We start from the raw sequence: 15,150 nt of genomic DNA on the forward strand, positions 1-15,150 counted from the left end.
CCTCGGTACGTCAACAGCCGCTCCTGCGTGTGTAGTTCAGCAGCAGCACCCGCCGGTCAGAAACGTCCCGATCCCCGGTACAGCTCCAACTCCCCGTCCAGTTCGACGGCGAGGACCGTGGCGTGCGGGTCGAGGTCGGCCGCGGCGGGCGGTTCGATCCACAGCACCCCTACGGCCTCGTGCAGCCCGCCGATGACCCGGTGCGCGAGTTCGGTGCCGGTGCCGAGCACGGTGACCCTGCGGACCGGGGTGACCAGGCCTCGGACGCCGATCTCGGACCGCGGGATGTCGTACAGGGTCAGGTAGAGGGTGCGGCCGTCGGCGGAGAGGGTGCTCGGCCCGTAGTGGTGCCCGGCAGGAAGGCCACGCACCGTGCCGTACACGGCGTCGGCGTGCTTCCGGATCCACTCCCCCAGGCCTTCGAGGCGCTCGACCTGCGGCTGCGGGATGGTGCCGTCCTCCATCGGGCCGACGTCGAGGAGGAGGTTGCCTCCCCCGCCGATCGTCTCCGTGAAGTAACGCACCAGCTGGCTCAGCGACTTGTGGTTGTCGTCGTGGTGCTGGTATCCCCACGAGTCGTTGATGGTGAGGCACAACTCCCAGGGCCCGTTCGGGGGTTCGATGGGGGCACCCTGTTCCGGTGTCGCGTAGTCGCCCTCGCTGAGCATGCGCGCGTTGAACACGACGTGCGGTGAGTACGAGCGGATGAGCGCGGCGAGTTCCTTGATGCGCCACTGCTCCTCGCTGCGGTCCCACTCGCCGTCGAACCACATCAGGTCGGGCCGGTAGCGGGAGGCCAACTCCCGTATCTGGCCGTCCCGGTAGGCGATGAACCGCTCCCAGGCGGCGAGGTCCTCGAACTCGGCCGCGACCTCGGAGTACCGGTTGTCCTCCTGCTCGGGCGGGCGGCCCGGCTTGCGGGTGGAGGCGTAGTCGGGGTGGTTCCAGTCGGAGTGCGAGTAGTAGAGACCGACCTTCAGGCCCTGCTCGCGGAGGGCGTCCGCGTAGCCGGCGATGTAGTCCTTGCCGAGGTTGAGATCGCCGAACTCGGTGTCCCACAGGGCCACTCCGTCGTGGTGGCGGCTGGTGAGGACGGCGTACTTGGCGCCGGCCCGGGCGAACAGGTCGGCCCAGGCGCGCGGGTCGTACTTCGCGCCGGTGAACCGGTCGAGCTGGGACATGTACTGGTCGTGCGGCACGATGTCGTCATAGAACGACCAGGACTCCTGGACGCCGTCGACGGCGTAGATCCCCCAGTGGACGAAGATCCCCAACTTGGCGTCGGTGAACCACGGTTGCATGGACACGGCTGAACTCCCGTCACGTACAAGGTCGATTGGGGGGAAACAGGGAGGGCGGGCCCCGGCGTACGACCGCCGGGGCCCGCCCTCCGGGGTTCTACTGGCCCGCGCCCGCCCGCTTCAGACGGAGCGTCAGGATCTGGAAGGGCCGCAGCTTCACGGCGACCGAGTCACCCTCGACGGTGGCGTCCTCCAGCGGGCGCTCCAGCAGATCGGTGATCCCGGCGCCCGCGAGGGGGAAGCCCGTGCGCAGCACGCCCTCGGCGCGGCCGCCGCTCGACTCGTAGAGGCGGACCACGACATCGCCGGACTCGTCGTCGGCGAGCTTGACCGCCTCGACGGTGATGCCGTCGCCGTCGACGGAGACGACCGGCTCCGGGGCGCCGCCCGAATCGGCCACGCGCAGCGGGAGGTTGAGGGCATAGCCCTCGGCGACCGCGTCCTCGATGCTCGCGCCCGGCAGCAGTGAGTAGGTGATGCGGTGCTTACCCTGGTCGGCGCCCGGGTCCGGGATGCGCGGGGCGCGCACCAGGCTGAGGCGGACCGTGGTCGTCGTACCGCCGTCCTCGCGGACGGTGCGGGAGACGTCGTGGCCGTACGTCGAGTCGTTGATGACGGCGACGCCGTAGCCGGGCTCGGCGAGGTGCACCCAGCGGTGGCCTGAGACCTCGAAACGGGCCGCCTCCCAGCTGGTGTTGGTGTGCGTGGGCCGCTGGATGTGGCCGAACTGGATCTCGGCGGAGGAGTGCGCCGCCCGGATGTCGACCGGGAAGCCGGCCTTGAGGAACTTCTCGGCCTCGTGCCAGTCGATGTCGGTCTCGAAGTCGATGCGTGCGCTGCCCGCGCGGACGGTGATCGTCTGCACGATCTTCGAGCCCTTGCCGAAGGACCGTTCCACGCGGATCGCGCCGAGCAGCGGGTCCTGCTCGACGACCGTGAGGGAGTCGGCGGTCAGGAGGTCGGTGAAGCGGTTCTTGTAGTGCTTGTCGACGTCCCAGGCGTCCCAGTAGTTCGGGAGGTCGGCGTGCAGGCGCAGCAGGTTGCCCTGGTCGGCGAGGACTTCACGGCCGCCGTGGCGCAGGTCGCGCACGGAGGCGAGGGTGCCGTCGTCGGCGAGTTCGACGCGGACGATGCCGTTGTCGAGGACGCGGTCGGTGACGGTCACCGCCTGCGGGACGTACTCGGCGGCCAGCGGGGCACTGCCGTTCGCGGGGACCGTCGCGTACATCGGCACACCGGTCGCGGTGCGGATGACCTCGGCGCGGTCGTAGGGGCTGGTGTTGAAGACGCGGGTACCGCCACCGCCGAGCGCGGCCACGGCAGCCGCCGTCAGCTCCTCCAACTCCGTTGCCACACGCGCGTATTCGGCCTCTGCCTCGCGGTGCACCCAGGCGATCGAGGAGCCCGGCAGGATGTCGTGGAACTGGTGCAGCAGCACCGTCTTCCACAACCGGTCCAGCTTCTCGTACGGGTACGCGTAGCCCGGTGCGTGCAGCGCGGCGGTGGTCGCCCACAACTCGGCCTCGCGGAGCTTGTGTTCGCTGCGCCGGTTGCCCTGCTTGGTGCGGGCCTGGGAGGTGTAGGTGGCGCGGTGGAGTTCGAGGTAGAGCTCGCCGACCCAGACAGGGGCGTCGGGGTACTCGGCGCGGGCCTTGGCGAAGAACTCGTCGGGGTGCTCGACGACGACCTTGGGCGAGCCCTCCAAGTCGGCGAGCCTGCGCGCCCGTTCCATGATCTCGCGGGTGGGGCCGCCGCCGCCGTCGCCCCAGCCGAACGGGGCCAACGAGCGGGTGGCGTTGCCCTTCTCCTGGTAGTTGCGGACCGCGCGGGACATCTCCTCGCCGCTGAAGCGGGCGTTGTAGGTGTCGACCGGCGGGAAGTGGGTGAAGATGCGGGTGCCGTCGATGCCCTCCCACCAGAAGGTGTGGTGGGGGAACTTGTTGGTCTGGTTCCAGGAGATCTTCTGGGTGAGGAACCACTCGTTGCCGGCGAGCTTGGCGAGCTGCGGGTAGGCCGCGTTGTAGCCGAAGGAGTCGGGCAGCCAGACGCCCTTGGTCTCGACGCCGAAGTGCTCGATGAAGAACCGCTTGCCGTGCACGAGTTGGCGGGCGATGGCCTCGCCGCCGGGCAGGTTGCCGTCGGACTCGACCCACATGCCGCCGACCGGCGCCCACTGGCCGCGCTTGACGGACTCCTGGATGCGGGCCCACACCTGCGGGTAGTTGTCGCGCACCCACTCGTACTGCTGGGCCTGCGAGCAGGCGAAGATGAAGTCCTCGTACTCGTCGGCGAGCGAGGTCACGTTCGAGAAGGTGCGGGACGTCTTGCGCTTGGTCTCGCGGATCGGCCAGAGCCACGCCGAGTCGATGTGCGCGTGCCCGACACCGGAGACGATGTGCGCGCTGGCGTTGGCCGGCTTGGACAGCACAGGCTTGAGCGCGGCCCGTACGTCGGCGGCCGTACCGGAGACGTCGTCCAGGTCCAGCAGGTCCATGGCCCGGTCCAGGGCGTGCATGATCTCGTGCCGGCGCGGGTCGTGCTCGCCCAGTTCCAGCATCAGTTCGCGCAGCACCTGGACGTCGAGGTCGAGGTGGAAGACCTCCTCGTCGAGGACGGCGAGGTCGGCGCGGCGGAATGTATACAGTGGACGGTCGCCCGCCGTCAGTACATCGCCGAGCGGGGTCGGCTCGGAGAAGTTGTTGGCGAGGATGTCGGGGTTGGAGGCCGCTTCGACCAGGTAGTCGATCACCTCGCCGCCCGTCGCCGGGTTGGCGATCGCCACGTACTGGTTGAGCGGGTTCACCGCCTTCAGCGGGGTCCCGTCCGCGAGGTGGACCAGGGCCTCGGCCTGGTTCCCCGGCCAGTCACCCACGAACCCGAGGTCGATGACGGCCTCGACGCGCTTCCCGGCCCACTCCGCGGGCACCTGTCCGTGCATCCGGAACCAGGTGGTGCCCCAGGGCGGACCCCACGGCGTGTCCATCGCGAACGGCGCGTACGGCGCCGCCGCGGCCTCCTCGAAGGGGACGGGCTCACCGGGTGCCTGCCAGGCCTCGACCGTGAAGGGCGCGGTGGCCGCGTAGATCGCGGGCTTGATGCGCTGGTCATGGGCGCGCTGGACGCGCTCCTCGATCCGGCTGCGTTCGTCGTGCATGGGAAGTCTCCAGGGAACCAGGGAGCTGAGCTGCTGAGAGCTTGGGGAGCTGGTGAGAACTCGCTGCCGAGATCTCGGGGGAAAGCGCTTACCGGGGCGATGCCTACTTAAGGTACGCCAGGCCCGGGTGGACCTCGGTATAGCCCTCGACCAGGCGGCGTGCGACGTTCACGGAGTCAACCAGGGGGTGCAGCGCGAAGGCCTTCACGGCCGTCGTGCGGGAGCCGTTCTCGGCCGCCGCGAGGACCTCGCGCTCGACGCCCTTGACCGCGCAGACCAGACCGGTGGCGTGGTCGGGCAGCGGGTCGACGGCGACGGGGTGGGCGCCGTTGGCGTCGACCAGGCACGGCACCTCGATGACGGCGTCCGCGTCGAGGACGGACAGGGCGCCCTGGTTGCGGACGTTGAGGATCAGGGTGGTGCGCTCGTCGCGGGCGATGGCCCGCATCAGGGCGAGGGCGACCTTCTCGTACCCGCCGGAGAGGTCGTCGGCGTCACGCTCGCCGGCGCCGGCCGTCTCCCGGTTCTCCGACATGTAGGTCGCCTCGCGCTCGGCGCGGGTGCGGTCCCAGGCGGTCAGCGCGGAGGCGTCGGGGCGCTTCATCTCGTCGTAGAACTGGGCCTGTTGGTCGCGCAGGAACGCGCCGCGGGTCCGCTCGACCTCGCGGTAGGCGCGGACAGTCTCGCGGTTGAAGTAGTAGTAGTGCAGGTACTCGTTCGGGATGGCGCCGAGCGACTGGAGCCACTCGGTGCCGAAGAGCTTGCCCTCCTCGAAGGAGCCGAGCAGGTCGGGGTCGGCGAGCAGGCGCGGGAGTTCGTCGCGGCCGGCGACGCGCAGGCCGCGCACCCAGCCGAGGTGGTTGAGGCCGACGTAGTCGATGAAGGCCTCGCGCGGGTTGGCGCCGAGCACCTTGGCGATACGGCGGCCGAGGCCGACCGGGGAGTCGCAGATGCCGATGACGCGGTCGCCGAGGTGGCGGGACATGGCCTCGGTGACCAGGCCGGCGGGGTTGGTGAAGTTGATGACCCAGGCGTCGGGGGCGAGGCGGGCCACGCGCTGCGCGATGTCGACGGCCACGGGGACGGTTCGTAGACCATAGGCAATACCGCCGGCGCCGACCGTCTCCTGGCCGAGGACGCCTTCCGCCAGTGCCACCCGCTCGTCGTTCGCGCGGCCCTCCAGGCCGCCCACGCGGATCGCGGAGAAGATGAAGTCGGCGCCGCGCAGGGCCTCGTCGAGGTCGGTGGTGGCGGTGACGGTGGGGGCGTCGGGCACGGTGGCGGCCTGTTCGGCCAGTACACGGGCGACCGCATACAGTCGACTGTCGTCGAGGTCGTGCAGCACCACTTCGGTGACCCGGCCCTCGCCGCGGTCGGTCAGCAGTGCCCCGTACACGAGCGGCACGCGGAATCCGCCGCCGCCCAGAATCGTCAGCTTCACGCTTTCACCTTTCCTGCCACGACGACCTCGACGCCCGCTTCCTCCAGGGAGGAACGGGTCACCGGGTCCACCGGGGCGTTCGTCACCACCGCGTCCAGGTCCTCGGGACCGCACACCTTCGCCATGCCCGTCCCCGGGAACTTCTGCGCGTCGGCGAGCAGGACGACCTTTTCACCGGCCTTGATCATGGCTCGCTTGACCGGCACCTCGACGACCGTCGTGTCCATCACCTGTCCGCCGGACCGCACGCCGCTGGTGCCGAGGAAGAGCCAGTCGGCGTGCAGCTGGCGCAGGTTGTCCTCGGTGAGGAAGCCCACCAGGGAGCGGTACTCGCGCCGGACCATGCCGCCGAGCAGCACCAGTTCGATGCCCTCGTCGTCGGCCAGCTCCTCGTAGACGACCAGGTTGCTGGTGATCACGGTGAGGCGGCGGCCGTGCAGCTGCCGGGCCAGGCGGTAGGCGGTGGTGCCGATGTCGAGGAGGACCGATTGGCCGTCGGCCACCATGGCGGCGGCGCGCGCGGCTATCGCGTCCTTCTCTGCCACCCGCACCTCGGCGACCTCGGCGAAGGGCTGATCGCCCTCGTCGGCCACGGCACCGCCGTGGACCCGGGTGAGCAGTCCGTCCTCCTCCAGTCTGACCAAGTCGCGCCGGATGGTGGCCGGACTCACGCCGAGTTGCTCGGAGAGGTCGGTCACAGAGGCGGGGCCACCCGAGCGAAGGGCCCGCAGGATGAGTTGGTGTCGTCGTTCTGCCAGCACGCGGTGCACACTACTCGTCATCTTCAATCATTTCCATGCTCAGTTCTGCTCGGGTATTGACCAATCTCCCCGAGCAGCGCACGATTCCGGCATCGAAAATGACGAGTTTTGACGAGAGGTGGCGCGCGTGGACGACGACAGGCCCGATGTGCTGCTGACCGGGCTGCTCTTCTACGACCTCGTTCTCACGGGGCTGGGAAAGCCGCCGACGCCGGGCGAGGAGATCTGGACGGGCGGCATGGGCTGCGGCCCCGGCGGCATCGCGAACCTCGCGGTGGCCACGGCCCGCTTCGGCCTGCGCACCTCGCTGGCCACGGTCTTCGGTGACGACTTCTACGGCGAGTACTGCCGGGACGTCCTGTGCGACCAGGAGAACATCGACCTCTCGCTCTCCCGCACCGCGGACGGCTGGCCCACCCCCGTCACCGTCTCGCTCGCGACCGGTCACGACCGGGCCCTCGTCACCCACGGCCAGGAGCCCCCGTTCACGCAGGACGCGCTGATGGGCGACCCGCCCGAGGCGCGCACGGCGCTGGTGCACATCGAGGCCGAGCCGCGCGAGTGGATCGCCAAGGCCGCCGCGAACGGCACCCACGTCTACGCGGACGTCGGCTGGGACCCCACCCAGGAGTGGTCCCGCGACCTCCTCGACCAGCTCGCCCTGTGCCACGCCTTCCTCCCGAACGAGACCGAGGCGATGGCCTACACCCGCACCGACAGCGCGGTGGCGGCCCTCGGTACGCTCGCGGAGCTGGTGCCGGTGGCGGTCGTCACCCGGGGCGCGGACGGCGCGATCGCCGTCGACCAGATCACCGGGGAGTACGCGGAGGTCCCGGCCCTCGCCGTGGACGTCCTGGACGCGACCGGCGCCGGGGACGTCTTCGGGGCGAGCTTCGTCACGGCTTCCCTCGGCGGCTGGCCACTGGCCGAACGGCTGCGGTTCGCGGTCCTGGCGGCCGGGCTGTCCGTACAGCACCACGGCGGCGCCCTCGCGGCCCCCGGCTGGTACGGCGTCGACCGCTGGTGGCGCTCCCTGACCGATCCCGACCTGAAGCAGGCCTACGGCTTCCTCGCCGGCCGCCTGCCGCCGGACGCGGGCCCCCCGGTGCACCACGCGCCCGTCACCCCGCCCGCCCGGCAGCACTGACCCGCACCCGATCCCCCGCCCGGTCCCAGAGCCCCACAGCACCCCCGCCCCACAAGCACCACCCCCTCAGCCCACGCCCCTCAGTACCACGCACAGGAACAACAGGAGTGACCCGTGGACCTTTCACGCAGAGGCTTCCTCCAGGCCGCCGCGCTCACCGCGGCGGCGTCCGGCCTGACCGTCGCATGCGGCGGCTCCGGATCGGGCGGCACCAAGAACGGCAAGAACCTCACCCTGTGGTACTGGGGCGGCGCGCTCAGCGACAAGGTGGTGGCGGAGGCGAAGACCCACTTCAGCGGTGCGGTCAAGCTGACGGCCTCCTCCATCGGCGGTGACTTCAAGCAGAAGCTCACCACCACCCTCGCCGCGGGCGGCTCCTCCGTGCCCGACATCACCGGCATCAAGGGCGAGGACATCGCGTCCTTCCTGCCCAACGCCTCCCGCTTCCTCGACCTGAACGACCTGGGCTTCAAGAAGCTCTCCTCGCAGTACCTGGGCTGGAAGACGAAGCTCGCCCAGACCAGCGACGGCAAGCAGATCGGCTTCCCGATCGACATCGGCCCCACCGCGCTCTTCTACCGCGAGGACCTGTTCGCCAAGGCCGGCGTGGCCACCGACCCCGACAAGGTCGCCGCCCTGGTCAAGACCTGGGACGACTACTTCGCGCTCGGCACCGAGCTGCAGAAGAAGAACCCCGGCACCTTCCTGGTCAACAACCTCGGCTCCATGTTCGACATGACCGTCGGCCAGGGCACGCAGCGGTTCATCGACAAGAACAACCACTTCATCGGCGACCAGGACCACATCCGCGCCGCATGGACCACGTCGGTGCGCCCCTACACCCTGGGCCTCGACGCCAAGATCAACGACAACTCCTGGAACGCCGCCGTCGGCAAGACCCTCCTCACCGAGCTCGGCGCGGCCTGGCACGCGCTGGACATCGAGCAGGCGGCCCCTCAGACGAAGGGCAAGTGGCGGGTGTGCGCGATGCCCGTCGGACCGGCCAACCAGGGCGGCTCCTACCTGGCCCTGCCCAAGCAGTGCCGGAATCCCGAGGAAGCCTTCAAGATCATCAGCTGGATCCTCAGCCCGGCCAACGACGCCCGCGGGTTCACCGACGCCGCCATCTTCCCCGCCGCCCCGGCCGCGTACACGATGCCGGCCATGACGGGCCCCGACGCCTTCTTCGGCGGACAGAAGATCATCGAGATCTTCGGGCCGGCCGCCAAGGCCGTCCCGAACACCTACGAGGCCCCGGCCGACGCCGCCGTCATGGCCCCCTACAAGACGGAACTGACCAACATCGAGGCCAAGGGCAAGAAGCCCGACGACGCCTGGAACGACGCGGTCAGCCAGGCCAAGCAGATCGCCCGCCGCCAGGGGGTGAACTGAGGTGACATCCCCTCCGGTCGCCGGTCCCGCCGCGGTGTCCGAACACCGCGGCGGGCCGGGCCCGGCCCGGTTCCGTCCCCGGCGCGCCACCCCCGTCGGCACCGTCCGCCCGAAGCGGCGCGGCCCGCTGGCGTACTGGCGGCAGTACCTGGCGATCTCGCCCTTCTACCTGATCTTCGCCGCGTTCTCCTTCTTCCCGGTGTTCTACTCGCTGTACCTGGCCTTCCAGCGCTGGGACGGCCTCGGTGACAAGCAGTTCGTGGGCCTGCAGCAGTTCCGGTTCCTGTGGTCGGACCCGGTCTTCTGGCTGTCGATCCGCAACACCCTGGTGATCTGGGTGCTGTCCACGGTGCCCACCCTGCTGGGCGCCCTGGTGCTGGCCACGCTGCTGCACTCGGTGCGCCGCTTCAAGGGCTTCTACCGGATCGCCCTCTACGTACCGAACGTCACCTCGATCGTCGCTGTGGCGATCTTCTTCGGCGCGGTGTTCAGCAACAACTTCGGCCTGGTCAACGCGATCCTCGGCACGGTCGGCATCTCGCCGGTGCCGTGGCTGAGCAACCCGTGGCTGATCAAGGTGGTCATCGCGCTGCTGATGACATGGATGTGGACCGGCTACAACATGATCATCTACCTGGCCGGTCTCCAGGCGATCCCGACCTCCATCTACGAGGCGGCGAAGGTGGACGGCGCCGGCCCGGTCCGCACGTTCTTCCAGATCACCGTCCCGATCCTGCGGCCGATCATCCTGTTCACCGTCGTCATCTCGACCATCAACGGCCTGCAGAGCTTCAGCGAACCCCAGGTGCTGTTCGCCAGCAACGCCGCCAACGCCAACCTCGGCGGCCCCGGACAGGCCGGTCTGACCACGCTGCTGTACTTCTACCAGTCGGCCTTCCTCAACAACGACTACGGCTACGGCGCCGCCATCGTGTGGGCCTTCTTCCTGTTGATCATCGTCCTCGTCGCCGTCAACTGGCGCATCACCCAACGAGGGAGGAAGCCGTGACCACAGCCGATCCGACAGCCGAGCCGACCCGGCCGGCCCCGCGCGCGAGGCGGCTGCGCCGCCCCAAGGGCCTGACCGCGCACATCATCCTCATGGCGGCCGTCCTGCTCTCGGTCTTCCCCTTCGTGTGGACGATCGTCATGGCGACCAACACCACCCAGGACATCTACAAGAGCCCGCCGAAGTTCACCTTCGGCTCCCATCTGCTGGAGAACATCCGGCATGTGCTGAACACCATCGACTTCTTCGGGTCGATGCTCAACACGGTCATCGTCGCGACCGTCACCACCGTCCTGGTGCTGTTCGTCGACTCGCTGGCGGCATTCACCTTCGCCAAGTTCGACTTCCCCGGCCGCAAGGTGCTCTTCGGCACGCTGCTGCTGTTCATGATGCTGCCGTTGCAACTGGCGATCCTGCCGCAGTTCATCCTCATGTCGAACATCGGCTGGGTGGGCATGCTCAAGGCGCTGATCCCGCCCGCCCTGGCCAACGCCTTCGGCATCTTCTGGCTGCGCCAGTACATCGAGAACGGCGTGCCCGACGAACTCCTCGACGCCGCGCGCATCGACGGCGCCGGGTTCTTCCGCCAGTACTGGAACATCGCGCTGCCGATGATCAGGCCCGCGCTGTCCTTCCTCGCGATCTACGCCTTCGTCGGCGCCTGGAACGACTACGTCTGGCCGCTCATCGTGCTCACCAACCCGGACCACGTGACCCTCCAGGTGGAGCTGGCCCAGCTGAACGTCGGCCACACCACCGACTACAGCATGGTCATGGCCGGGGTGCTGATGGCGTCGCTCCCGCTGGTGCTGGTCTTCGCCGTCTTCGCCCGCGGCTTCATCGCGGGCGCCACCGAGGGCGCGGTGCAGGGCACCTGACCCGCGCGGGCCGCCCCGGCCCGCGCGGTACGCACAGACAGCGGGACGCGCAGGACAGAGGAGGGATGGATCCGGTGACGGACACCGACGCCGAGCGGACGCGGTCGGCGGAGAGGCAGGGGTCCGCCGGCCGGGGCGGCACCCCGCGCGGCAAGGTGCTCGTGGTGGGCATGGACGGACTGCGCCACGACCGGCTGGTCCGCTCCGCGGCCCACGCCCCCGTCCTGCACGGCCTGCTGGCCGGGGGCGCCCACGGCACCAGCCTGCTGCCGTACGGCGAGGCCGACGGCCAGGCCGAGGGCGGACCGTGGACGAGCATGGCCTACACCGACTCCGGGCCCGGCTGGTCCAGCGTGCTGACCGGGGTGTGGCCCGACCGGCACGGGGTCACCGGCAACGACTTCGCGGGCGCCGACTACGCCCGCCACCCCGACTTCCTCAGCCGCGCGGCCCTCGCCCGCCCCGGTCTGCGCACCGCCGCCGCAGTGTCCTGGCCGGAGCTGGTCCACCGCGGTGTCCTCGGCCCCGCCATCGGGCGGCGGGTGCACCACGACGGCGAGAGCGACGGCTACGCGACCGCGGACGACCTCGTCGCCCGCACCGCCCTGCGCTGGCTCACCGAGGACGACCCCGACCTGGTGTTCGTGTACTTCGGCGCCACCGACGAGGCCGGTCACGCCACGGGTCCCCTCTCCGCCGCCTACGACAACGCTCTTCTCGCCCAGGACACCCATCTGGGGCGGCTGCTCGCGGCGCTCGACGCACGGCCCTCCGGCGAGCGGTGGACCGTGCTGGTCACCACCGACCACGGGCACCTCGACACCGGCGGCCACGGCGGCGACACCCGCGCCGAGCGCGAGGTGTTCGTCGTCCTCGCCGAGCCCGGCACGCCAGCCGGCACCCGGCTCGACTCGCCCCGGCTCGTCGACATCGCCCCCACCGTCCTGGACCGGCTCGGCATCCCCGTCGACCCGGACTGGGGCCTGGCCGGACGGGTCCTGCCCGGACCCGTCACGCCACCCCCGCCCCCCGTCATGCCGCGCACACCGACCGACAAGGGAGCCATCCGCCGATGAACGATCCGTCGATCCACGGGCCCCGGCCCGCCGATCCCCTGATCGCCCTCCGCCCCTGGGAGGCACCCGAGCTGACCTCCTGGGCACGGCTCCCCATGAACGCCGTCGACCGTCGACCGGATGCGGTCTCTCTCGACGGGGAGTGGCGCTTCCAGCTGCTGCCGGCGCCCGACGCACCGCCGGCCGACGTATGGTCCATGGCATACGTGCCAGGTGCATGGACGATGCAGGATACGGACGACCTTCCGCAGTACACGAACGTCCGTATGCCGTATGCAGAATTCCCTCCACTGTCGCCCGCCGACAATCCGACGGGTGTCTACGAGCGGGAGATCGACGTCCCGGCCGACTGGGCCGGGCGGCGCATCGTGCTCCAGGTCGGGGCCGCCGAGAGCGTCCTGCTCGTGCACGTGGACGGGCGGCCCGTCGGCATCTCCAAGGACTCCCACCTCGCCGCCGAGTTCGACCTCTCGGGCGTCGTGCGTCCCGGCGAGCGAGCCACCGTACGGCTGACCGTGGTCAAGTGGTCGGACTCCTCGCACATCGAGGACCAGGACCAGTGGTGGCACGGGGGCATCACGCGGTCGGTGCTGCTGTACGCGACCGACCCGCTGTATCTCGCGGACGTGACCGTGCGGGCGCGCCACGACGGGGAGCTCCAGGTCGACTGCCAGGTGCGGGACGCCGGCGGTGCGCTGCCCGCCGGGTGGTACGTCACCGGAGGACTGGACAGCCAACTCCTCGTCCAGGACGAGGAGTTCGACCGTTTCAACGCCGAGGACGACCGTGTCTCGGACTTCCTCGGCGAGGCCCGCATCCGGGCGTCCGTCCCCGAGGTCCGCACCTGGAACGCCGAGACGCCGGAGCTGTACGGCCTCACCGTCCGGCTGCACCGCGCCGACGGAACGGTCACCGACACGTCGTACCGGCGCATCGGTTTCCGTGACGTGGAGATCGTCGGGCGGGACCTGCTCGTCAACGGCGAGCGGGTGTTCGTCCGGGGCGTCAACCGGCACGACTTCCATCCACTGACCGGCCGGACGGTCTCGTACGACGACATGCGCGCCGATCTGGTGCTGCTGAAGCGGTTCGGGTTCAACGCGATCCGCACCTCCCACTATCCGAACGACCCGGCGCTGTACGACCTCGCCGACGAGCTGGGCTTCTATGTCGTCGACGAGGCGGACATCGAGTCGCACGACCACGCCCACGAGATCGCGGACGACCCGCGCTATCTGAACGCGTTCGTGGACCGCGTCTCGCGGATGGTGCTGCGCGACAAGAACCACCCCTCGGTCATCATCTGGTCGCTCGGCAACGAGTCCGACTACGGCGCGAACCACGACGCCGCGGCCGGCTGGGTCCGGCGCCATGACCCCACCAGACCGATCCAGTACGAAGGTGCCGCCAAGCGCGGCTGGGCCGACCCGGATCTCGCCTCCGACATCGCGTGTCCGATGTACGCGTCGCTGGAGGACTGTGTCGCGCACGCGCTGTCCGGTGAGCAGACCAAGCCGTTGATCCAGTGCGAGTACTCGCACGCCATGGGCAACAGCAACGGAACCCTCGCGGACCACTGGGCTGCCATCGAGTCAACCCCGGGTCTTCAGGGCGGCTTCATCTGGGAGTTCTGGGACCACGGAATCCTGCAGCGTGTGAGCGACGGAAGACCCACCGGCCGCGCGGGCGCCGGACTGTATGACAACGGTGTCGCCGCGCCCGGTCACCGCTGGGCGTACGGCGGTGACTTCGGCGAGACGATCCACGACGGCGCGTTCATCGCGGACGGCGTGGTGTTTCCCGACCGCACGCCCAAGCCGGTGATGTTCGAGCATCGGGAGATCTCGGCACCGGTGCGTATCGAGTGCTTCCGGCACGAGGGCATCGTCCTCGGCAACCACCAGCACTTCCGGGGCCTCGAATGGCTCGCCGCCACCTGGGAGTTGGCCCTCGCGGACGGCCGTACGCTGACCGCCCCGGCCGAACTGCCCGCCCTGTGCCCGGGCGAGACGGTGGCCGTACCGCTGCCGTTCGAACTGCCGGAGGACGGCGGCGAGGCCTGGCTGACGCTGCGGGTGACCACGGCCGAGGACCAGGCGTGGGCGCCGCGCGGCACGGAGGTGTGCGCGCCCCAGGTACGGCTGCGGGCGGCGACTCCCGTGACATCGCCGGTGGTTGGCGGCGGCCGGATCGAGGTCGACGGCGAGGGTCTCCTGATCCACCCGCTGCTGACGGTCGCCCCGACGCTGTCCCTGTGGCGGGCGCCCACCGACAACGACGAGTTGGGCGGCATGGCGCTGCGCTGGCGGACCTGGGGTCTCGACTCGCTGGTCCGCAAGGTCGTTTCGGTACGGCGTGACGGCGAGCGAAGCGAGATGGGGGTCCCCCCGGCCGAAGGCTGGGGGAGGGTGACGACGGTCGCCGAGTACGCCGGGGCCGCCGGTGTGGTCCGGCACTGTCAGGTGTTCACGCCGGTGGAGGGCGGGGTGCGGGTCGAGGAATCGGCCGAGCTGCCCGAGGAGTTCGACGACGTGGCCCGGGTGGGCACCGTGTTCGAGACGGTGCCGGGGCTCGATCTGCTGGAGTGGTTCGGCCGGGGTCCCTGGGAGTCGTACCCCGACCGCAGCACGGGCGCGCCCGTGGGCCACCACTCGGTCCCCGTCGACGAGTTGTTCACTCCGTATCTGCGGCCGCAGGAGAGCGGTGGCCGGTACGGGGTGCGGCGGTTCACGCTGTCGGCACCGGACGCCACCGGTCTCGCGGTCGACCTCGACGAGCCCCGCCAGGTCTCGGTGACCCGCCATCGCGCCGAGGATCTGACCGCCGCGCGGCATCACGACGAGCTGGTGCCGCGCGCGTCCTGCGTGGTGCAACTCGACGCGGTGCACCGGGGGTTGGGCACGGCGTCGTGCGGCCCCGACACGTCACCGAAGTATCTCGTAGCACCGGGTGTCCATCGCTGGAGCTGGACCCTTCGCGTTCTCTGAACTC

General features: G+C 70.1%; 10 protein-coding genes. 6 read left to right on the top strand and 4 right to left on the bottom strand.

The annotated features are described in order from the left end of the window. Window positions 1–56: 56 nt before the first annotated feature. The 4 genes from OO70_RS18710 to OO70_RS18725 all read right to left on the bottom strand — a co-directional run bounded on the left by OO70_RS18710 (window position 57) and on the right by OO70_RS18725 (window position 6,657). Window positions 57–1,307, bottom strand: coding sequence for an alpha-L-fucosidase (locus tag OO70_RS18710; protein WP_199827338.1), 1,251 nt, complete (start codon window positions 1,305–1,307; stop codon window positions 57–59). Window positions 1,308–1,398: 91 nt separating this feature from the next. Next, window positions 1,399–4,455, bottom strand: coding sequence for an alpha-mannosidase (locus tag OO70_RS18715; RefSeq protein WP_043671855.1), 3,057 nt, complete (start codon window positions 4,453–4,455; stop codon window positions 1,399–1,401). A gap of 103 nt (window positions 4,456–4,558) precedes the next feature. Further along, window positions 4,559–5,896, bottom strand: coding sequence for a 6-phospho-beta-glucosidase (locus OO70_RS18720; protein ID WP_043671858.1), 1,338 nt, complete (start codon window positions 5,894–5,896; stop codon window positions 4,559–4,561). Next, window positions 5,893–6,657, bottom strand: coding sequence for a DeoR/GlpR family DNA-binding transcription regulator (locus tag OO70_RS18725; protein WP_043672765.1), 765 nt, complete (start codon window positions 6,655–6,657; stop codon window positions 5,893–5,895). Before OO70_RS18725 ends, OO70_RS18720 begins: the two co-directional genes overlap by 4 nt. Before the next feature lie 127 nt (window positions 6,658–6,784). Here OO70_RS18725 and OO70_RS18730 point away from each other — a divergent pair, with 127 nt between their 5' ends. From OO70_RS18730 to OO70_RS18755, 6 genes are all read left to right on the top strand, one after another. Beyond that, window positions 6,785–7,804 carry a carbohydrate kinase family protein gene (locus OO70_RS18730; RefSeq protein ID WP_043672767.1) on the top strand — a complete coding sequence of 340 codons (1,020 nt, stop codon included), beginning with the start codon at window positions 6,785–6,787 and terminating at the stop codon, window positions 7,802–7,804. A gap of 114 nt (window positions 7,805–7,918) precedes the next feature. Continuing rightward, on the top strand, window positions 7,919–9,196 hold the full coding sequence (locus OO70_RS18735; RefSeq protein ID WP_043671860.1) for an ABC transporter substrate-binding protein: 1,278 nt from the start codon (window positions 7,919–7,921) through the stop codon (window positions 9,194–9,196). 34 nt (window positions 9,197–9,230) lie between these two features. Next, complete coding sequence (locus OO70_RS18740) at window positions 9,231–10,205, top strand: carbohydrate ABC transporter permease (RefSeq protein WP_199827349.1); 975 nt, start codon at window positions 9,231–9,233, stop codon at window positions 10,203–10,205. Between the two features lie 92 nt (window positions 10,206–10,297). Continuing rightward, window positions 10,298–11,083, top strand: a complete 786-nt coding sequence (locus tag OO70_RS18745) for a carbohydrate ABC transporter permease (RefSeq protein ID WP_234336881.1) — start codon at window positions 10,298–10,300, stop codon at window positions 11,081–11,083. Between the two features lie 155 nt (window positions 11,084–11,238). Next, entirely contained in the window at window positions 11,239–12,159 is a 921-nt protein-coding gene (locus OO70_RS18750) for an alkaline phosphatase family protein (RefSeq protein ID WP_267881222.1), read from the top strand. Beyond that, window positions 12,156–15,146 carry a glycoside hydrolase family 2 TIM barrel-domain containing protein gene (locus tag OO70_RS18755; RefSeq protein ID WP_051741356.1) on the top strand — a complete coding sequence of 997 codons (2,991 nt, stop codon included), beginning with the start codon at window positions 12,156–12,158 and terminating at the stop codon, window positions 15,144–15,146. Before OO70_RS18750 ends, OO70_RS18755 begins: the two co-directional genes overlap by 4 nt. Window positions 15,147–15,150 lie beyond the last annotated feature (4 nt).

Source organism: Streptomyces xylophagus, assembly GCF_000716435.1.
In the GTDB taxonomy this organism is placed as follows: Bacteria; Actinomycetota; Actinomycetes; order Streptomycetales; family Streptomycetaceae; genus Streptomyces; species Streptomyces xylophagus.

Excerpts from the sequence above, each read along its gene's own strand:
- OO70_RS18715 (WP_043671855.1), bottom strand. The coding sequence starts at position 4,455 with ATGCACGACGAACGCAGCCGGATCGAGGAGCGCGTCCAGCGCGCCCAT.
- OO70_RS18755 (WP_051741356.1), top strand. The coding sequence starts at position 12,156 with ATGAACGATCCGTCGATCCACGGGCCCCGGCCCGCCGATCCCCTGATC.
- OO70_RS18745 (WP_234336881.1), top strand. The coding sequence starts at position 10,298 with ATGGCGGCCGTCCTGCTCTCGGTCTTCCCCTTCGTGTGGACGATCGTC.